At 35.6% G+C, this 15,727-nt stretch carries 14 protein-coding genes and 2 pseudogenes; 10 read left to right on the forward strand and 6 right to left on the reverse strand.

Features of this window, described 5'->3' with window-relative positions:
• On the reverse strand, nucleotides 1-435 hold a 435-nt coding region (locus GA0061080_RS09945; protein WP_280642409.1), incomplete at its 3' end, for a contractile injection system protein, VgrG/Pvc8 family.
• 327 nt (nucleotides 436-762) lie between these two features.
• On the opposite strand from GA0061080_RS09945, the gene leuS reads away from it, so the two are divergent.
• The 5 genes from leuS (at nucleotide 763) to infA (ending at nucleotide 5,976) form a co-directional block, all read left to right on the forward strand.
• Nucleotides 763-3,345, forward strand: a complete 2,583-nt coding sequence (gene leuS, locus GA0061080_RS09950) for a leucine--tRNA ligase (RefSeq protein ID WP_091124948.1) — start codon at nucleotides 763-765, stop codon at nucleotides 3,343-3,345.
• Between the two features lie 35 nt (nucleotides 3,346-3,380).
• The gene (gene lptE, locus GA0061080_RS09955) at nucleotides 3,381-3,872 is read left to right on the forward strand and encodes an LPS assembly lipoprotein LptE (protein ID WP_091124952.1); all 492 of its coding nucleotides are present in this window, start codon (nucleotides 3,381-3,383) and stop codon (nucleotides 3,870-3,872) included.
• Nucleotides 3,873-3,879: 7 nt separating this feature from the next.
• Complete coding sequence (gene holA / locus GA0061080_RS09960) at nucleotides 3,880-4,884, forward strand: DNA polymerase III subunit delta (protein ID WP_091124956.1); 1,005 nt, start codon at nucleotides 3,880-3,882, stop codon at nucleotides 4,882-4,884.
• Complete coding sequence (gene nadD / locus GA0061080_RS09965) at nucleotides 4,878-5,531, forward strand: nicotinate-nucleotide adenylyltransferase (protein ID WP_091124960.1); 654 nt, start codon at nucleotides 4,878-4,880, stop codon at nucleotides 5,529-5,531. The genes holA and nadD overlap by 7 nt, the downstream gene beginning before the upstream one ends.
• Nucleotides 5,532-5,757: 226 nt before the next feature.
• On the forward strand, nucleotides 5,758-5,976 hold the full coding sequence (gene infA / locus GA0061080_RS09970) for a translation initiation factor IF-1 (protein ID WP_025315083.1): 219 nt from the start codon (nucleotides 5,758-5,760) through the stop codon (nucleotides 5,974-5,976).
• 115 nt (nucleotides 5,977-6,091) lie between these two features.
• Here infA and GA0061080_RS09975 read toward each other — a convergent pair whose 3' ends face one another.
• Together GA0061080_RS09975 and GA0061080_RS09980 are read right to left on the reverse strand one after the other, a co-directional pair.
• Nucleotides 6,092-7,534, reverse strand: coding sequence for an amino acid permease (locus GA0061080_RS09975; RefSeq protein ID WP_091124963.1), 1,443 nt, complete (start codon nucleotides 7,532-7,534; stop codon nucleotides 6,092-6,094).
• 217 nt (nucleotides 7,535-7,751) lie between these two features.
• Nucleotides 7,752-7,979, reverse strand: coding sequence for a YkgJ family cysteine cluster protein (locus tag GA0061080_RS09980; protein WP_209435807.1), 228 nt, complete (start codon nucleotides 7,977-7,979; stop codon nucleotides 7,752-7,754).
• 156 nt (nucleotides 7,980-8,135) lie between these two features.
• Here GA0061080_RS09980 and efpL point away from each other — a divergent pair, with 156 nt between their 5' ends.
• Together efpL and ttcA are read left to right on the forward strand one after the other, a co-directional pair.
• A complete protein-coding gene (efpL, locus tag GA0061080_RS09985; RefSeq protein ID WP_091124966.1) occupies nucleotides 8,136-8,708 on the forward strand; it encodes an elongation factor P-like protein EfpL in 573 nt (190 codons plus the stop codon).
• A gap of 14 nt (nucleotides 8,709-8,722) precedes the next feature.
• A complete protein-coding gene (ttcA, locus tag GA0061080_RS09990) occupies nucleotides 8,723-9,619 on the forward strand; it encodes a tRNA 2-thiocytidine(32) synthetase TtcA (protein WP_091124970.1) in 897 nt (298 codons plus the stop codon).
• Between the two features lie 53 nt (nucleotides 9,620-9,672).
• Here the strand turns inward: ttcA and glnE are convergent, their stop codons facing one another.
• From glnE to GA0061080_RS10005, 3 genes are all read right to left on the reverse strand, one after another.
• Nucleotides 9,673-12,516, reverse strand: a complete 2,844-nt coding sequence (gene glnE, locus GA0061080_RS09995) for a bifunctional [glutamate--ammonia ligase]-adenylyl-L-tyrosine phosphorylase/[glutamate--ammonia-ligase] adenylyltransferase (RefSeq protein WP_091124973.1) — start codon at nucleotides 12,514-12,516, stop codon at nucleotides 9,673-9,675.
• 71 nt (nucleotides 12,517-12,587) lie between these two features.
• Nucleotides 12,588-13,577 (reverse strand): hypothetical protein, encoded by a 990-nt coding sequence (locus GA0061080_RS10000; RefSeq protein WP_091124977.1) that lies wholly within the window; start codon nucleotides 13,575-13,577, stop codon nucleotides 12,588-12,590.
• A gap of 16 nt (nucleotides 13,578-13,593) precedes the next feature.
• Nucleotides 13,594-14,553 carry a CYTH domain-containing protein gene (locus GA0061080_RS10005; RefSeq protein WP_091124983.1) on the reverse strand — a complete coding sequence of 320 codons (960 nt, stop codon included), beginning with the start codon at nucleotides 14,551-14,553 and terminating at the stop codon, nucleotides 13,594-13,596.
• Nucleotides 14,554-14,879: 326 nt separating this feature from the next.
• Between GA0061080_RS10005 and GA0061080_RS10010 the strand changes: the two are divergent.
• The 3 genes and pseudogenes from GA0061080_RS10010 to GA0061080_RS10020 all read left to right on the forward strand — a co-directional run.
• Nucleotides 14,880-15,035, forward strand: a pseudogene (locus GA0061080_RS10010) (transposase); the annotation flags it as partial.
• Between the two features lie 63 nt (nucleotides 15,036-15,098).
• Nucleotides 15,099-15,383: a transposase gene (locus GA0061080_RS10015; RefSeq protein ID WP_091124987.1), complete on the forward strand. Its 285-nt coding sequence runs from the start codon at nucleotides 15,099-15,101 to the stop codon at nucleotides 15,381-15,383.
• A pseudogene (locus GA0061080_RS10020) lies at nucleotides 15,383-15,727 on the forward strand (IS3 family transposase); the annotation flags it as partial. The gene GA0061080_RS10015 and the pseudogene GA0061080_RS10020, both read left to right, overlap by 1 nt.

Raw genomic sequence — 15,727 nt, forward strand, 5'->3', positions numbered from 1 at the left:
GATAAATTCACGCTGAGTATGTTTATCGCGACAATCACAACAAAAACGAATTTGATGCTCTTGCAATAAAATATCGAGAACTTCTGGAATGCTTTTAAAATGGAAGATACGACTTTGTTGACGTTGGGTTAGTAACCATAGCGAGGGGCGAACAATCAGGGTGTAATAGGTCCGCCGAAAACCACTTTTACCACGTTTGGCTTCGGTAATAATCCCTATCACCTCTCGCTGGGGTACGCCATTCTGACTCACCGTTAAATATGCTTTACACAAAATCAGCGATTTAATATCAATATCGGCTTCGGGACTTGTCAGGGTTAGGGTTAAGGTAAATAGCTCTGACAGGTGCTCGTCTAACGTAAACTCCGTGACCGCAAAAGTATCAGGAGCACAACCATCAACCTGACAATCAAAATACAATCCTTTTAATCTCATTGTAATAGCTCTTCTTTGTACAATATGTGATACCTAAACAAAAAAATCATTATCCCTTTCTATTTAGTACTTGAGAAAGTTGCTACCAACATAGACAACAATTAGCTTATCTAAAATAAGTTATTTTTTTCATAAAGCAACATAAAGCAAGAGGTGGAAAATTTTATTTCTTTTTATTTATATTGGTAACTTTATTCGGTTTAATTCATAAAAAATTGACGTCAAATCATTCTGCTTGTTTCACATATCGTTTGTAAAACGTGTCAATAAACAATACAATTAGCAGCATATTTTTATTAGCAATAATAGATAGGACATTAACTCGTCATGCAAGAACAATACCGCCCAGATGAAATTGAAGCCACTGTACAAAAACACTGGCAAGAAAATAAAACCTTTCACGTTACTGAAGATCCATCAAAAGAAAAATATTACTGCTTATCGATGCTGCCTTACCCTTCTGGGCGTTTGCATCTTGGTCATGTGCGTAACTATACTATCGGCGATACCATTTCACGTTATCAGCGTTTAAATGGTAAAAATGTACTGCAACCAATTGGTTGGGATGCGTTTGGTTTGCCGGCTGAAGGAGCTGCAGTTAAAAACAATACTGCACCTGCAAAATGGACCTATGAAAATATTGCTTATATGAAAAAGCAATTACAACTCTTAGGTTTTGGTTATGATTGGGATCGTGAAGTGACAACGTGTCGCCCAGAATATTATAAATGGGAACAGTGGTTTTTTACTAAGTTGTATGAAAAGGGATTAGTGTATAAAAAAACCTCTGCCGTTAACTGGTGTCCTAACGATCAAACTGTTCTTGCTAATGAGCAAGTGGTTGAAGGTTGTTGTTGGCGTTGTAGCACGCCAGTTGAGCGCAAAGAGATCCCTCAATGGTTTATTAAAATTACAGACTATGCCGAAGAGTTACTAAACGATTTAGATACATTAGAAAGCTGGCCTGAACAAGTCAAAACCATGCAACGTAACTGGATTGGGCGTTCTGAAGGCGTTGAGTTTGATTTTGCTGTTGAAAATTATGCTGATAAGTTACGCGTCTATACAACTCGTCCTGATACATTAATGGGGGTTAGCTTTGTGTCAGTTGCCGCAGAGCACCCTCTTGCACAATTAGCCACAAAAAACGATCCTAAAATTGCTGAATTTGTTGCTGAATGCAAAAATATCAAAACAGCCGAAGCTGATATGGCAGCCATGGAAAAGAAAGGTATTGCCACAGGCTTTTATGCTGTCCATCCTTTAACAGGTAAAAAAGTTCCTGTTTGGATTGCTAATTTTGTGTTAATTGAATATGGTACAGGTGCAGTAATGGCTGTACCTGGGCACGATGAACGTGATTATGAATTTGCTTCAAAATATAACTTACCAATTAATCCGGTTATTTTAACTCAAGACGGTAATGCGCCCGATCTTTCACAGCAAGCTTATACTGAACACGGAAAATTATTTAATTCAGGCGAGTTTGATGGTCTTGATTTTGAGCAAGCATTTAATGCTGTTGCTGATAAGTTAATTGCATTAGGTATTGGTAAACGTAAAGTTAATTATCGTTTGCGTGATTGGGGGGTTTCGCGTCAACGTTATTGGGGTGCACCAATCCCAATGGTGACGCTTGAAGATGGTACAACCATACCAACACCAGAAGACCAATTACCAGTTATTTTACCTGAAAATGTTGAAATGAATGGTATTACCAGTCCAATTAAGGCAGATCCTAACTGGGCTAAGACAACCGTTAACAGTCAATCTGCACTACGTGAAACCGATACGTTTGATACTTTTATGGAATCTTCTTGGTATTATGCCCGTTATACCTGCCCAAATTATGATAAAGGTATGTTAGATGAAAAAGCAGCAAATTACTGGTTGCCTGTTGACCAGTATGTAGGTGGTATTGAACATGCCATTATGCATTTACTTTATTTTAGATTTTTCCATAAATTAATGCGTGATTTTGGTTTAGTTTCGTCCAATGAGCCAGCAAAACGTCTATTATGCCAAGGCATGGTATTAGCCGATGCATTTTATTACACCAGCCCAACCAATGAACGTATTTGGGTTTCACCAACCGAAGTCACTATTGAACGTGATGAAAAAGGTCGCATTGCTAAGGCGATCGATAGTCATGGCAATGAGCTAGTTCATGCCGGTATGACAAAGATGTCAAAATCTAAAAATAATGGTATCGACCCACAAGAAATGGTTGAAAAATATGGCGCCGATACCGTTCGATTGTTTATGATGTTTGCATCCCCTGCTGAGATGACACTAGAATGGCAAGAATCTGGCGTTGAAGGTGCAAACCGATTTATTAAACGTGTATGGCGTTTAGTTTATGAACATACCCAAAAAGGTGCAGCAGCAAAACTCGATGTTACAGCTCTAGATAGTGAACAAAAATCACTGCGTCGTGAATTACATAAAACCATTGCTAAAGTGAGTGATGATATTGGCCGCCGCCAAACATTTAATACAGCTATTGCCGCTGTGATGGAATTTATGAATCGCTTACAAAAAGCACCTCAAGAAACTGAGCAAGATCGCGCTCTAATGAGTGAGGCTTTAAATGCAATTGTTCGCTTGCTTTACCCAATGATGCCACACGCTTGTTTTGTTATGTGGCAAGCTTTAGGTCATAACCAATCGATTGATGACACTACTTGGCCTGTTGCTGATGAGGCGGCGATGGTTGAAGACGAAAAACTCATTGTTGTACAAATTAATGGTAAAGTGCGTGGCAAATTTACAGTACCTGCGAATGCGGATCAAGATTTTGTTATGTCACAAGCAAAACAAGAGGCGAATATTCAAAAATATTTGAGTGATGTTGCTATCCGTAAAGTTATTTACGTTCCAGGCAAGCTTTTAAATCTGGTTGTTGGTTAATATTGTTTGATAACTAAATTTAGGCGGTTATAGATATGAAAAAGTATTTAGCTTTATTGATGTTATTGGCAATATCCTTAACAGGATGTGGATTTCATTTACAGCATGAGGCAGAAGTTCCTGCACGTTTTAAGACGATATCTTATATAAGTTATGACCCTTATGGACGCTTATCTCGTGAAATTAAAGAGATATTACACGATAACAGAGTAACACTAACGAATAACGCGACTGAACAAGTACCATCGTTAAGGATGTTAAGCGAAAACCTCAGCCGTAATACCATTTCGATTTATCAAGATGGTAAAGCGGCTGAATATCAATTAGTGTTAACGGTTGAAGCACAAGTTGTTATTGCAGGTCAACAAACATACCCAATTAATGTTCGAGTGTTTAGGACTTTCTTTGATAACCCATCAGATGCATTAGCAAAAACAGTCGAACAAGATATAATCGAAAATGAAATGTTTAAACAAGCTGCTAAACAAGTTATTCGTAAATTAAAATCAATTGATGCGGTAAATTAACGTTATAATGATTAAAATTAATGCGGATCAAATTAGCCATAAATTAGGATCGCCCTATTATTTAATTTTAGGCAGTGATCCTTATTTACAAAATTACGTCCAAACCGAGTTACGAAAAGCCTTTACTCATACAGGCTTTGATGAGCAACTGACGTTTGTGGTTGATAATCAAACTGACTGGACAGCCATTTTAGATAGCTGCCAAGCAATGAATCTGTTTTCTAACAATACATTGATTTTGCTTGATTTTGGTGATGGTGCACTAAATGCAGGTATTAGTACCAAACTTAATACGTTAAGTGAGATTTTAACACCTGATATTGCGCTGATAATTACACTTAATAAAATTACAAAATCACAAGAAAACGCAACTTGGTATAAAACGCTATCAGATAAATTAGTCGTCGTTAATTGTGCCACACCCGATACTTTGCAATTACCACAATGGATTAAAAGCCATTTGCAGCAACAACAAATAACCATTGAACCAAAAGCAATTGAGTTACTTTGTTACTATTATGAAGGAAATTTACTAGCATTAACGCAAGTTATTGCACAATTAAAATTGTTGTATCCAGAGCAAAACATTTCTTATGATCAAGTTGAAAGCAATATTAACGATTCGGCTATATTTACCCCTTATCATTGGATAGATGCAATGGTTGCTCATAAAGTCAAACGGGCAACTCATGTTCTGCAGCAATTAAAAATGAATGAATTTGAACCTTTAATTTTATTGCGGATTATTCAGCGAGAACTAATATTGTTAATCAACTTAAAAAAAGGCTTGCAACAAAAATCATTCAAGCAAATCTTCGATGAGTATAAAGTTTGGCAAAATAAAAGAACAATTTATACAAGCTATTTAAACCGTTGCGATCTTACAAGCTTGTTTACTTCACTGGCAAAATTGACTGAAATCGAAATCAGTCTAAAGCATGATAACCAAGTGCAAATATGGGATGCTATATTTAGTTTATCCATGCAATTTATGGGTTTAGATAAATGTTAACTGCGTTATTAGGTGGAACTTTTGATCCAATCCATTATGGACACCTTCGCCCTGCTATTTCATTAGCGAATGAAGTTGATTTAAAGCAAATTCGTTTGTTGCCTAATCATATTCCCCCGCATAAACCGCAACCCGAAGCAAATACTGAGCAACGTTTAGCAATGTTAGCATTAGCTATTGAAGATTTGCCTTTATTTGCACTAGATGTAAGCGAAATCTTGCCCGAAACATCAATTCGCCCATCTTATACAGTTGAAACCCTACAAGCATGGCGATGCAAAAATGGTAACCAAAAACCACTCGCGTTTATTATGGGACAAGATTCACTGCTAGGATTGCCAACTTGGTATAAATGGCAAACGTTACTTGATTATTGTCATTTGCTAATTTGTCGAAGAGCTAGTTATTCAACCCAAACCGATAGTACAAAACTACAACAATGGATTGATACGCATCAAACCAACGATGTAAAAGATTTACACAATTCACCAAATGGTTATATCTATTTGGCACATACAGCACTTGAGGATATTTCGGCTACAGAAATCAGACAAAATATCAACAATGCACAAAATTGTAAAAATTTGCTACCACCTAAAGTTTGGCAATATATTCATATACAAGGTCTTTATGGTACGAAAAAGTAGAAAGGACTTTACATCTGACAGTTTTTTCGGCATTATTTTGCCGCTGTGTTTATATATTTTAAATTCGGTTTTTTGTGTTTATATTTAACTTTGCTAAATCATCGAATAATACACTAATAAGATGGTATAAAAGCATCATTCTTGTTTTGTTATTGTGCGTTTAGCGTGATAAGGTAGATGAGTCAGTTAAATATATTTAATTTGTATTTATTATTAAGAGGCCCCAATGGCAAAAGAAGATAACATTGAAATGCAAGGTACCATACTTGATACACTTCCAAACACGATGTTTCGTGTTGAACTTGAAAATGGTCATGTCGTTACTGCACATATTTCTGGTAAGATGCGGAAGAACTATATTCGTATTTTAACTGGTGATAAAGTTACTGTTGAAATGACACCTTACGATCTATCTAAAGCACGCATCATCTTCCGTAGTCGCTAATATCGTTATCAGAATAAACTGTTATCGCTATATAACTGTTTGTTTCTCTCTTTTTTAATAAAAACCGTCGACAAAAGTCGACGGAGAAGTGAGATATTCAAACTAAGCTAGTGAGTTAATCATCTTTAGAAAAATTCATTTGATCGTATTTAATCCATTTTGTTTTTTTAACTATTTTATAGCCAAAGTAAATCATTAAAAATAGCGGTATACCGATATAAGTCGCTATTACACCATTCCAATCAATCGTGCCTTGTAGGAAAGCTTCATAATTTTGCCCAAGTGTAATAATTAAGCATAATATAAAGGCAAAAATAGGACCAAATGGAAAAAAGCTTGAACGATATGGTAATTGATTAACATTATTACCTTGCATTATGTAGCCCTTTCTAAAACGATAATGACTGATAGCAATACCAAGCCAAGCAATAAAGCCAGTCATACCTGACATGTTAAGTAACCACGAATAAACAACCTGATCTTTATACAGAGAAGTTAAAAAACAAAGCATTGCCACAAATGTTGTTGCTAGCAATGCTACGCGTGGCACACCAGAAGAAGACAACCGAGCAAAAATCTTAGGCGCTTTACCTTCTTTGGCAAGTGCATAGAGCATACGCGTTGAAGCATAGAGCCCTGAGTTACCTGCTGATAATACCGATGTTAAAATAACTGTATTCATAAATGCTGCCGCAGATAATAATCCCGCATTGCGGAATACTAAGGTAAACGGACTTACGCTAACGTCGGTTTCTTTATTACGCAGTAAATTAGGATCAGTATAAGGAATAATCAAGCTGATAACAAAAATCGCCAAGATATAAAATAACAGTATTCGCCAAAAGACTTGTCGCATAGCTTTAGGAATATTTTTTTCTGGATCTTTTGATTCACCAGCTGCAATACCAATCAATTCGGTACCTTGAAATGAAAACCCAACTATCATTGCGACACCAATCATTGATGAAAATCCACCTGCAAAAGGCGCTTTTTCGATGGTCCAATTTTGCCAACCTGCACCTTCTGCACCATGGAAAATACCAATAATCATTAATAAACCAACAATAATAAAAACAATAACAGTGACGACTTTAATTAATGAAAACCAAAATTCAGCTTCACCAAAGCCTTTAACTGAAATATAGTTTAAACAAAAGATGATACTTAAAAACAATAAGCTCCATAACCAGCTATAAGGACCTGCAACAAACCAATAAGAAATAACTAGTTGGGCTGCAACTAAATCAACCGCAACCGTAATTGCCCAGTTATACCAATAGTTCCAACCAATGGCAAAACCAAACGCTTCATCTACATAACGTGAACCATAAGTTGCAAAGGTGCCTGAAACAGGTAAATAAGCGGCTAGTTCCCCCAAACTAGTCATTAAAAAATACACCATTACACCAATAATGGCGTACGAAAGTAAAGCTCCCCCAGGACCTGCCTTTGCAACTGTTGCACCAGATGCAACAAATAGCCCCGTACCGATTGAGCCGCCAATAGCAATCATTGCTAAATGACGTGCTTTTAAAGCTCTTTTTAATTTTTTCTTCATATCAATATTCTTCTTGACTAAAAGCGTAAACTTAATAAAGAATGAATTAGATTCATGCTTCTTCAATATTTAATTATTCAACAATAGTAAAACCTATTTTGTTGATTATAGATTTTTTATTATCAAGTAATAAATTGCTGTGAAGTTTATCAAAAAAAAAACAATGAGAGATAAATAATTCTAATAATTAACCTGATTTATTAAATAGAAGCAATACTTATGCGCTAGTTAACTGTTCTAATTGGGTTAAATAATCTATGGCTTGGGCACGATTACTTCCGCACATTTCTAGACAGAAAGTTAATCGACCGCAGACAGTTGGTCTTGACGCTTGCGCAAACAGAGCACATTTAAAGTCTTTGTTCGAATGTATGAAAGGTTCACCAGCAAGTTTACCATTGAGCATACCAGGGGGTAGGACGAAATCGAAGATGTAATACAGCATACACCTCAATTTTTTCGGTATTTAAATAAATCGGTCATGATTTTCGTCTATTTTAAGGATCTTCGATAAATTTTAATGGTGACAATAGCAAGTTAGCGGTAAAATAGTGAATTAATTTTTTAATCCTGTTATTACTAATTGTGAAAAAAGACTATTATGGCTAAAGCAAATGAAATAAAGCGTGGCGATGCAGTCACCTATAATGGCAAATTATTACTCGTTAAAGATATTGATGTTCAAAGTCCAAGTGCTCGAGGTGCTAGTACACTTTATAAAATGCGTTTTACCGATGTAAAAAATGGTGGAAAAGTTGAAGAACGCTTTAAAGGTGATGATATACTCGAAACAATTGAACTATCCCGTCGACCTGTGAGTTTTTCATATATTGATGGTGATGAATATGTGTTTATGGATAATGAGGATTTTACCCCTTATATCTTCAAAAAAGAGCAAATTGAAGAAGAACTCTTATTTATTCCTGAAGGTGGAATGGATGGAATACAAGTGTTAATGGCTGATGATGAAGTTATTGCATTAGAACTACCACAAACCGTTGATCTAGAAATTATTGAAACCTCACCAAGTATTAAAGGCGCTTCAGCAAGTGCACGAACTAAGCCTGCCACTTTATCAACAGGGCTTGTTATTCAGGTTCCTGAATATATTGATAACCACGAAAAAGTCAAAGTTCATATTGCTGAACGTCGTTACATGAGCCGTGCCGAATAACCAATAAAATTGTGATGAATACATATAATCAAAATAAACTACATAAACGATTGCGTCGCTTAACTGGCGAGGCAATCGCTGACTTTAATATGATCGAAGAAGGCGATCGTATTATGGTTTGCTTGTCTGGCGGTAAAGACAGTTACACTTTGCTTGATATTCTTATCAACTTAAAAATCAGTGCGCCAGTAAACTTTGATCTAATAGCGGTTAATTTAGATCAAAAACAACCGGGATTTCCTGAACATGTATTGCCTGAATATCTAAATTCGTTAGGCATTGAATATAAAATCGTGCAAGAAAACACCTATGGCATTGTCAAAGATAAAATTCCTGACGGTAAAACAACTTGCTCGCTTTGCTCACGACTACGCCGTGGTATTTTATATCGCACAGCGACCGAACTTGGTGCAACTAAAATTGCCCTTGGACATCATCGTGATGATATTTTAGAAACGCTCTTTTTAAACATGTTTTATGGCGGTAAGCTTAAAGCAATGCCACCGAAGCTAATGAATGATTCAGGCGAACATATCATTATCCGACCACTAGCTTATTGCAAAGAAAAAGACATCGCCAAATACGCTGAAATTAAACAATTTCCGATTATTCCTTGTAATCTTTGTGGTTCACAACCAAATCTGCAAAGACAAGTAATTAAAGAAATGCTAAATGAATGGGATAAAAAATATCCAGGTCGAATTGAAACCATGTTTCGAGCAACACAAAACATTACCTTATCTCATCTTTGTGATACTAATTTGTTTGATTTTAAAGAAATTAAAAAAGGTGATCTTGCCGTTAATGGTGGCGATATCGCTTTTGACCGTGAAGATATCAAACCGAACGTGGGCTTTGATAGGTCAGATCTTGAAGATCAAGATTTGATTTTATGGAAAGAAGTTAAATAATTAAGCCGGTTAAATCATTAAAAACGCCGTTCTAGTCGGCGTTTTTAATACTACTATTTCAACCATTTTTGCCAACTTTGATTGACTATTTGTGTTTCTTGCTTAAACTGTGCGCTGTCTACCGTGCTTGGCAACAATTGCAATGCAAGCTGATGGGTTTTATTCCGCATGTCGATATAGATTTGTGTTAGCTGCTCTGCTTCTTGGCTATCCATGATTTGATAATTTGTCGCAAGTTCTAAAATCCGAACATTATCGCTCCACTTTGTCATTTTAGGATATTTATTAGCATAATTAAGCACAAGATATTGAGATAAAAACTCAATATCCCCTATTCCTCCTTCATCGATTTTTAAATTAAATAAATTGGCTTGTGTGGTACCAAGATGATTTCTCATTTTTTCGCGCATTTGGCGAACTTCAGTTTTTAAGGCTTTTTCATCGCGCTTTTTACAAAGCACATCATGACGAATTTGGTTAAAACGTTTTATTAATTCACCTTCTCCATATATAGCTCTGGCTCTGACTAATGCTTGATGCTCCCAAGTCCAAGCTTCATTCATTTGGTAATCTTCGAACGAATCTAAACTACAAGCAAGCAACCCTGCATCACCCTGAGGGCGAAGCCTTACATCGACTTCATATAAAATCCCAAAACTAGTACGAACATTAAATAGATGAATAATTCGCTGAACTAAACGCAAATAGAATTGACGACTATCTATCTGCTTATTGCCGTTGGTTATACTATTAACTGGACAATCATGTAAAAAAACCAAATCTAAATCTGAACCATAACCTAACTCCCAACCACCTAATTTGCCATAGGCAACCACAACTAATCCTTTATCATTATCAGCCAAATATTCTGGTCTCCCATAGCGAGTAACCATTTGATTCCAAGCCATTTGTACTACAAAATCTAATAAGGATTCAGCAACATAAGTTAGGTGATCACTGACCTTCATGGTAGTTAATACATGCTCAACATCGCAAGCAGCTATATGCAACAATTGCATCTGTTTAAATTGTCGTAAAGCTTCAAGTTGTTGCTCTTCATCATCAACTTGAATGCGTAATAAATATTGATAAAGCTGGCTTTTATACTCATCAGGCGCAACAGTTTGGTAAAGTGAATTAATATCAATAAGTTCATCTAACAATATAGGATAATGAGCTAGTTGATCGCTAATCATTGGCGATGCGCTACATAAACGAATTAATTGTTTTAAAGCTGTTGGATATTCTAGTAATAATTCTAGATAAGTAGTGCGACTTACAATATTAACTAGTAAAGGCAAAATTCTTGATAAAACCACTATCGCTGTTTTTTCGCTACAAATTGACTCTAATAAACGTGGCATCAATTGATCGAGTATTTCGCGCCCTCGTACACCAATGGTACGTTTACCAATATCATTGCGAAATTGTATTAGCATTTGATGGATCTGTGCGATTTGTGTTTCTGAATAATTGGGTAACACTGCGCTGACATCACTAATTTGGAGATCAGGCACCCAAAGATCATCAAATTGATCATTATAAGGTTTGGTCGTTGAGGTAGATTCTGATTCGTTTTCGCCAATAAGTTCATTAAAAATTTGGCGATTAACTTGCATGCGTTTGGATAAACTTCGCTCAAATTCTTTCCAATTAGCAAATCCCATACTTGTTGCTAAACGTAATTGATCGAGCTCATCATCAGGTAGTGTTTGGGTTTGCTCATCGCAAATAGCTTGTAGTATATTTTCACAACGACGTAAAAAGAAATAATTTTCTCGAAGTGCAGTTACTTCGTCAGTATTAAGTAATGACTCTTGCTCAATAACAGATAAAGCCGTAAGTAGTGAACGTGTTTGTAATCCCACGACTCGCCCACCACGAATTAGCTGAAAAACTTGCACAATAAACTCTATTTCACGAATCCCACCAGCGCCAAGCTTGATATTATTTTTTAAACCACGGCGACGCACTTCACGTTCAATCATGCTTTTCATATTACGCAATGATTGTAAAACACTAAAATCGATATAACGGCGATAAACAAAAGGCTTCAACATTTGATACAGTTCGCCTACATAAGGGGCATGCTGATCACCAAGAACTTTGGCTTTAACCATAGCATAACGTTCCCAATCGCGCCCTTGTTCTTGGTAGTAATCTTCCATAGCAGAAAAACTCAGTACCAAAGGTCCGCCATCACCAAGCGGCCGCAAGCGCATATCAACGCGATAAACAAATCCGTCTTCTGTAATTTGGTCTAACGCTTTGATCAAACGTTGTCCCAAACGTGTGAAGAATACAGCATTATCTAACTCTCTCGGCCCTCCTTGTGTTTGTCCATGTTCAGGATAGGTAAAAATCAAATCAATATCGGACGAAAAATTAAGTTCTCCACCACCTAATTTTCCCATACCTAAAATCAGCAATGGCTGCGCCTGACCTTGAGCATTACAAGGTGTTCCCCACTCTTTGCAACTAAGTTCATAAAGCCAATCACGGGCTGTAACAATAATCACCTCGGCCAATTCAGTCAATTGCAATAATATCTGCTCATCATGACTTATTTTTGCCAATTGTGACCACTCAAGGCGCACTAGCATAAAATGCCTAAACAGCCTGAGCGTTTTCATAAAAATAGCTTCATCGGTCACACCTGACAATTGCGTATCTATCCAAGATTGATAAAATTGCCTTTCATCGGCTTGTGGTGGGTTTTGTATTATGTCGGCAAACCAATTAGGGAATCGACAAAACGTATCGACCAAAAAGTCACTCTGCACCAAAATATCAAGGTGAGCTTGCACTTGAGCCAGATTGCATTGCTCAAGTTGAAGGGCAACTTTTTGCTTTTGTTGTTCAAGCAAAGAAGAAAACGACAAGTTAAATTCTGACATAGGCAAGCTCTCTTAGAATTCATTCACAATAATAAAAATCAGTGCTAGCTAATAAATAATTACATTTAGACTTAAATATTTTGATAATTTTTATTCATTTTACCAAATAGTAATTTAACCGCTATTCTCACCAATACACAGCTTAAAATAAATAAAATTACTGCCATCACAAACCAAATAATTACTATTTTTAACTCGCTTATTTTGCTCAAATAGTTTAAATAACGTGCTAATAAAACATTAAACATTATCAATCCGCTCAATAATAGGCAATTTAATATAAAAATGCCCATTGAACTAAAAATGAGTCTTATTAAGGCTAAGGTTTCTGTTACACCAGTAAAACATCGTCTTAATAAAAAATAACCGAGTAAATTAACAATTGATAAAAATACAGTTAAACCAACTATATTAATAATGATATTTTTAAAACTGTAATACATATCTTTATCTAAAAAAATTAGCGCAAATAATGTAGTAAGAAAGTAGCAATTATAAAGTACTATAAATAAACCTAAATGTAGTTGTTGGCTCTCTTTTTGAGTTAATGCATTATCGTTATGAGTATAACTTTTATTAAACAATTTGATGCCAAGGTAAGTTAACAATATTATAAAAAAATAACTTATGGCTATCTTTAAAAAATTAGTTATATAGTTAGGCAAAAAGAAATATATATTGGGATTTAAATATTGTCGCCCAGACTGAATACACTCATAAATATAGGTGTAACAATACAATCGGCCAACAATATCGCCTAATGTAATTAATATGGCAATAAATAAACTATTGACGATATTTTTTTGATTGATTTGATTAACAGCATATTTGTTCAATATCAATACGGAAGTAATAAATAGCACAAGTGAACTAGGCAACTGTAAAAAGAAGTTGAGTAATATTCGCTTAATAAATTTTCTGCTAATCTGATAGGTTGTCATATCTGATGATATAAAAAAATACTCATCAAATCTAACACTGTAAGTAACAACAAAAACAATATTAAATAACCAATAAAATAAAACGAGTAATAAAGGTAATTTAAAAAATGACTTTTTCATCTCTATATCGTTATATTTATATGTTAGTTTTATTTATTGCAACAATTAACATTAGTTTTAGCTTCGTATTTATCTCACTAAAAGCAAATTCTTTTACAGAATTAATAACCAACAATGCTGCTTGCCATTGAGCAAACTCAGGCTCGTTAGAAAGCGGTTTATTGGTTAACTGATCATTTACTTGATTTAAAGTTTGCTTGTAGTATTCCAAATCATCCACTTCTAAAGCATATTCTTCGTTTTGTTGCCAAAACTCGAGTAATTTAGTCAAATCACATTGACTTGAAATCGCATAATCGCCCTTTTTAGGTGCCAAATTATTCAGTAATCGATAACCTCTAGAAGCTTTGCTTTGTGAAAAGAGATGCAAATTAAATCGAGTTAACTCAATAGCAAAATTAAGTAAATCGTGTTTATGACCTTGTTTGATTTCAAGTTCAACCTCTTTAATTGGCATAGATTGGCCATTAGAAGTAATTATCCCTTGATCTAACGCAACTTCAATTTCACTACTTGCAAACGAAATTAACCACGCTTGCCGCTCAAAATTGGTGGTAAATAGAGGCTGTAAATCCCGTTGTAGCTCAGCAATATCACAGCCATTTGGCAATGCATGACAAGGTAATATGGTTAAATCAGGAACAGAATCAGGCAAATCAACATTAAATTCGGCACGCTCATGCAATCCTGCAATCGATTTTTTATCACGTTTTAATGTGATTTCAAAACGTTTTACTAAACTATCCTCGCACTCTCTTACACGTAGCCCACAACCATGATTGCGCAGGTAATAGTCACTAGTATCGTAATAAGTATTGGTCAAGTTTTGTTTGATAACACTGTGTTTTGTTGATGATAATGCTAATGATGCCGAAAATTCGGCCTCGTCACAATCAGCCCATTGATTTAAATAATATTTTAAACTGGCAATATCGTTGGTATTGATTTCAAATTTTAATTCGATTTCGTTACTCATTGTTCTGTTTTATATTGGTTATTTTTCTATATCATATCTTGAATATTTGAAGAAATACACTTAAAAATGTATTAAAGTAGGGAGATAGGTGTTTGTGGTTTGGGTGTTCAAAATAGAGATAGTGGTTATATTTAGGTTGGGAAATTAGCGATTGACTAATGATCTGTACTTTGGCTATTCGACACCAAAATAAGACAAACGATATAGTATTAGGTGGCTTTAATATTAATTGTTATTAGGGCGTGTTGATCTTTCGTGATTATTTTTTAGACGGCATGATGTGAGTTATAATAATTCTGCAAAAAACAACCATAACTCGATTCATCATGCCAAGAACAATGCTAACAGATAAACGGTGGGAAAAGCTACTACAAATAATGAAAAATACCGGCCGAGTTTATAATAAATCCGAGCATCGGATGACGTTTGAAGGGATCCTTTTCCGAATGAGAACCGGTATTGCTTGGCGAGATTTGCAGAAGAGTTTGATGAATGGAGTGTAACTACCCCCTAAAATAGTACAGCAAAAAAGTAGAAAATTCTCTATGATAAAAGCAAAAGGGGATTTAATTATGATAAAAATGACTGAACATCAAATTGTCGCTATTTTAAAAGAAGCTGAAGCGGGTATTCCGGTTAAAGAACTGTGCCGTAAATATGGCATGGGTAATTCAACTTTCTATAAATGGCGAGAAAAATACGGCGGAATGGAAACTTCGGATATCAAACGCTTAAAGGAGCTGGAGGCTGAAAACCGCAAGCTTAAGCAGATGTTTGCCGAACTGAGCTTAAAATCCCAGCTGCAGGAAGAAATAATAAAAAAGCTTTAGTGCCCACAAAGGCACGTAAAACGTGGGCACAGCAACTACAACAAAATCATTCAGTTACTATTGCTATGAATTGTGCCATTGTTGGCTTAAGCCGTTGTGCTTACTATTATCAACCTAAGTTACCGGATGATTCGGTGATTGTTTCGGTGTTGAATGCTATCACAGACCGGCATTTACGCTGGGGCTTTCCTAAATGCTTTAATCGTATCAAAAAGCTCTGCTATAAATGGAATCATAAACGGGTATATAGGGTGTATTGTGAATTAAAGCTTAATCTCAGGATAAAGCGTAAACAGCGCATTCCTCCACGAAGCCCAGAAAGGCTATTAGCACCCAATAAACAA

The sequence above is a fragment of the Gilliamella intestini genome (genome assembly GCF_900094935.1).
Classification (GTDB): Bacteria; Pseudomonadota; Gammaproteobacteria; order Enterobacterales; family Orbaceae; genus Gilliamella; species Gilliamella intestini.

What these genes read in the sequence shown, in the direction of transcription:
- leuS (WP_091124948.1), top strand. Translation starts at nt 763, where the DNA reads ATGCAAGAACAATACCGCCCAGATGAAATTGAAGCCACTGTACAAAAA.
- lptE (WP_091124952.1), top strand. Translation starts at nt 3,381, where the DNA reads ATGAAAAAGTATTTAGCTTTATTGATGTTATTGGCAATATCCTTAACA.
- holA (WP_091124956.1), top strand. Translation starts at nt 3,880, where the DNA reads ATGATTAAAATTAATGCGGATCAAATTAGCCATAAATTAGGATCGCCC.
- nadD (WP_091124960.1), top strand. Translation starts at nt 4,878, where the DNA reads ATGTTAACTGCGTTATTAGGTGGAACTTTTGATCCAATCCATTATGGA.
- infA (WP_025315083.1), top strand. Translation starts at nt 5,758, where the DNA reads ATGGCAAAAGAAGATAACATTGAAATGCAAGGTACCATACTTGATACA.
- GA0061080_RS09975 (WP_091124963.1), bottom strand. Translation starts at nt 7,534, where the DNA reads ATGAAGAAAAAATTAAAAAGAGCTTTAAAAGCACGTCATTTAGCAATG.
- GA0061080_RS09980 (WP_209435807.1), bottom strand. Translation starts at nt 7,979, where the DNA reads ATGCTGTATTACATCTTCGATTTCGTCCTACCCCCTGGTATGCTCAAT.
- efpL (WP_091124966.1), top strand. Translation starts at nt 8,136, where the DNA reads ATGGCTAAAGCAAATGAAATAAAGCGTGGCGATGCAGTCACCTATAAT.
- ttcA (WP_091124970.1), top strand. Translation starts at nt 8,723, where the DNA reads ATGAATACATATAATCAAAATAAACTACATAAACGATTGCGTCGCTTA.
- glnE (WP_091124973.1), bottom strand. Translation starts at nt 12,516, where the DNA reads ATGTCAGAATTTAACTTGTCGTTTTCTTCTTTGCTTGAACAACAAAAG.
- GA0061080_RS10000 (WP_091124977.1), bottom strand. Translation starts at nt 13,577, where the DNA reads ATGAAAAAGTCATTTTTTAAATTACCTTTATTACTCGTTTTATTTTAT.
- GA0061080_RS10005 (WP_091124983.1), bottom strand. Translation starts at nt 14,553, where the DNA reads ATGAGTAACGAAATCGAATTAAAATTTGAAATCAATACCAACGATATT.
- GA0061080_RS10015 (WP_091124987.1), top strand. Translation starts at nt 15,099, where the DNA reads ATGATAAAAGCAAAAGGGGATTTAATTATGATAAAAATGACTGAACAT.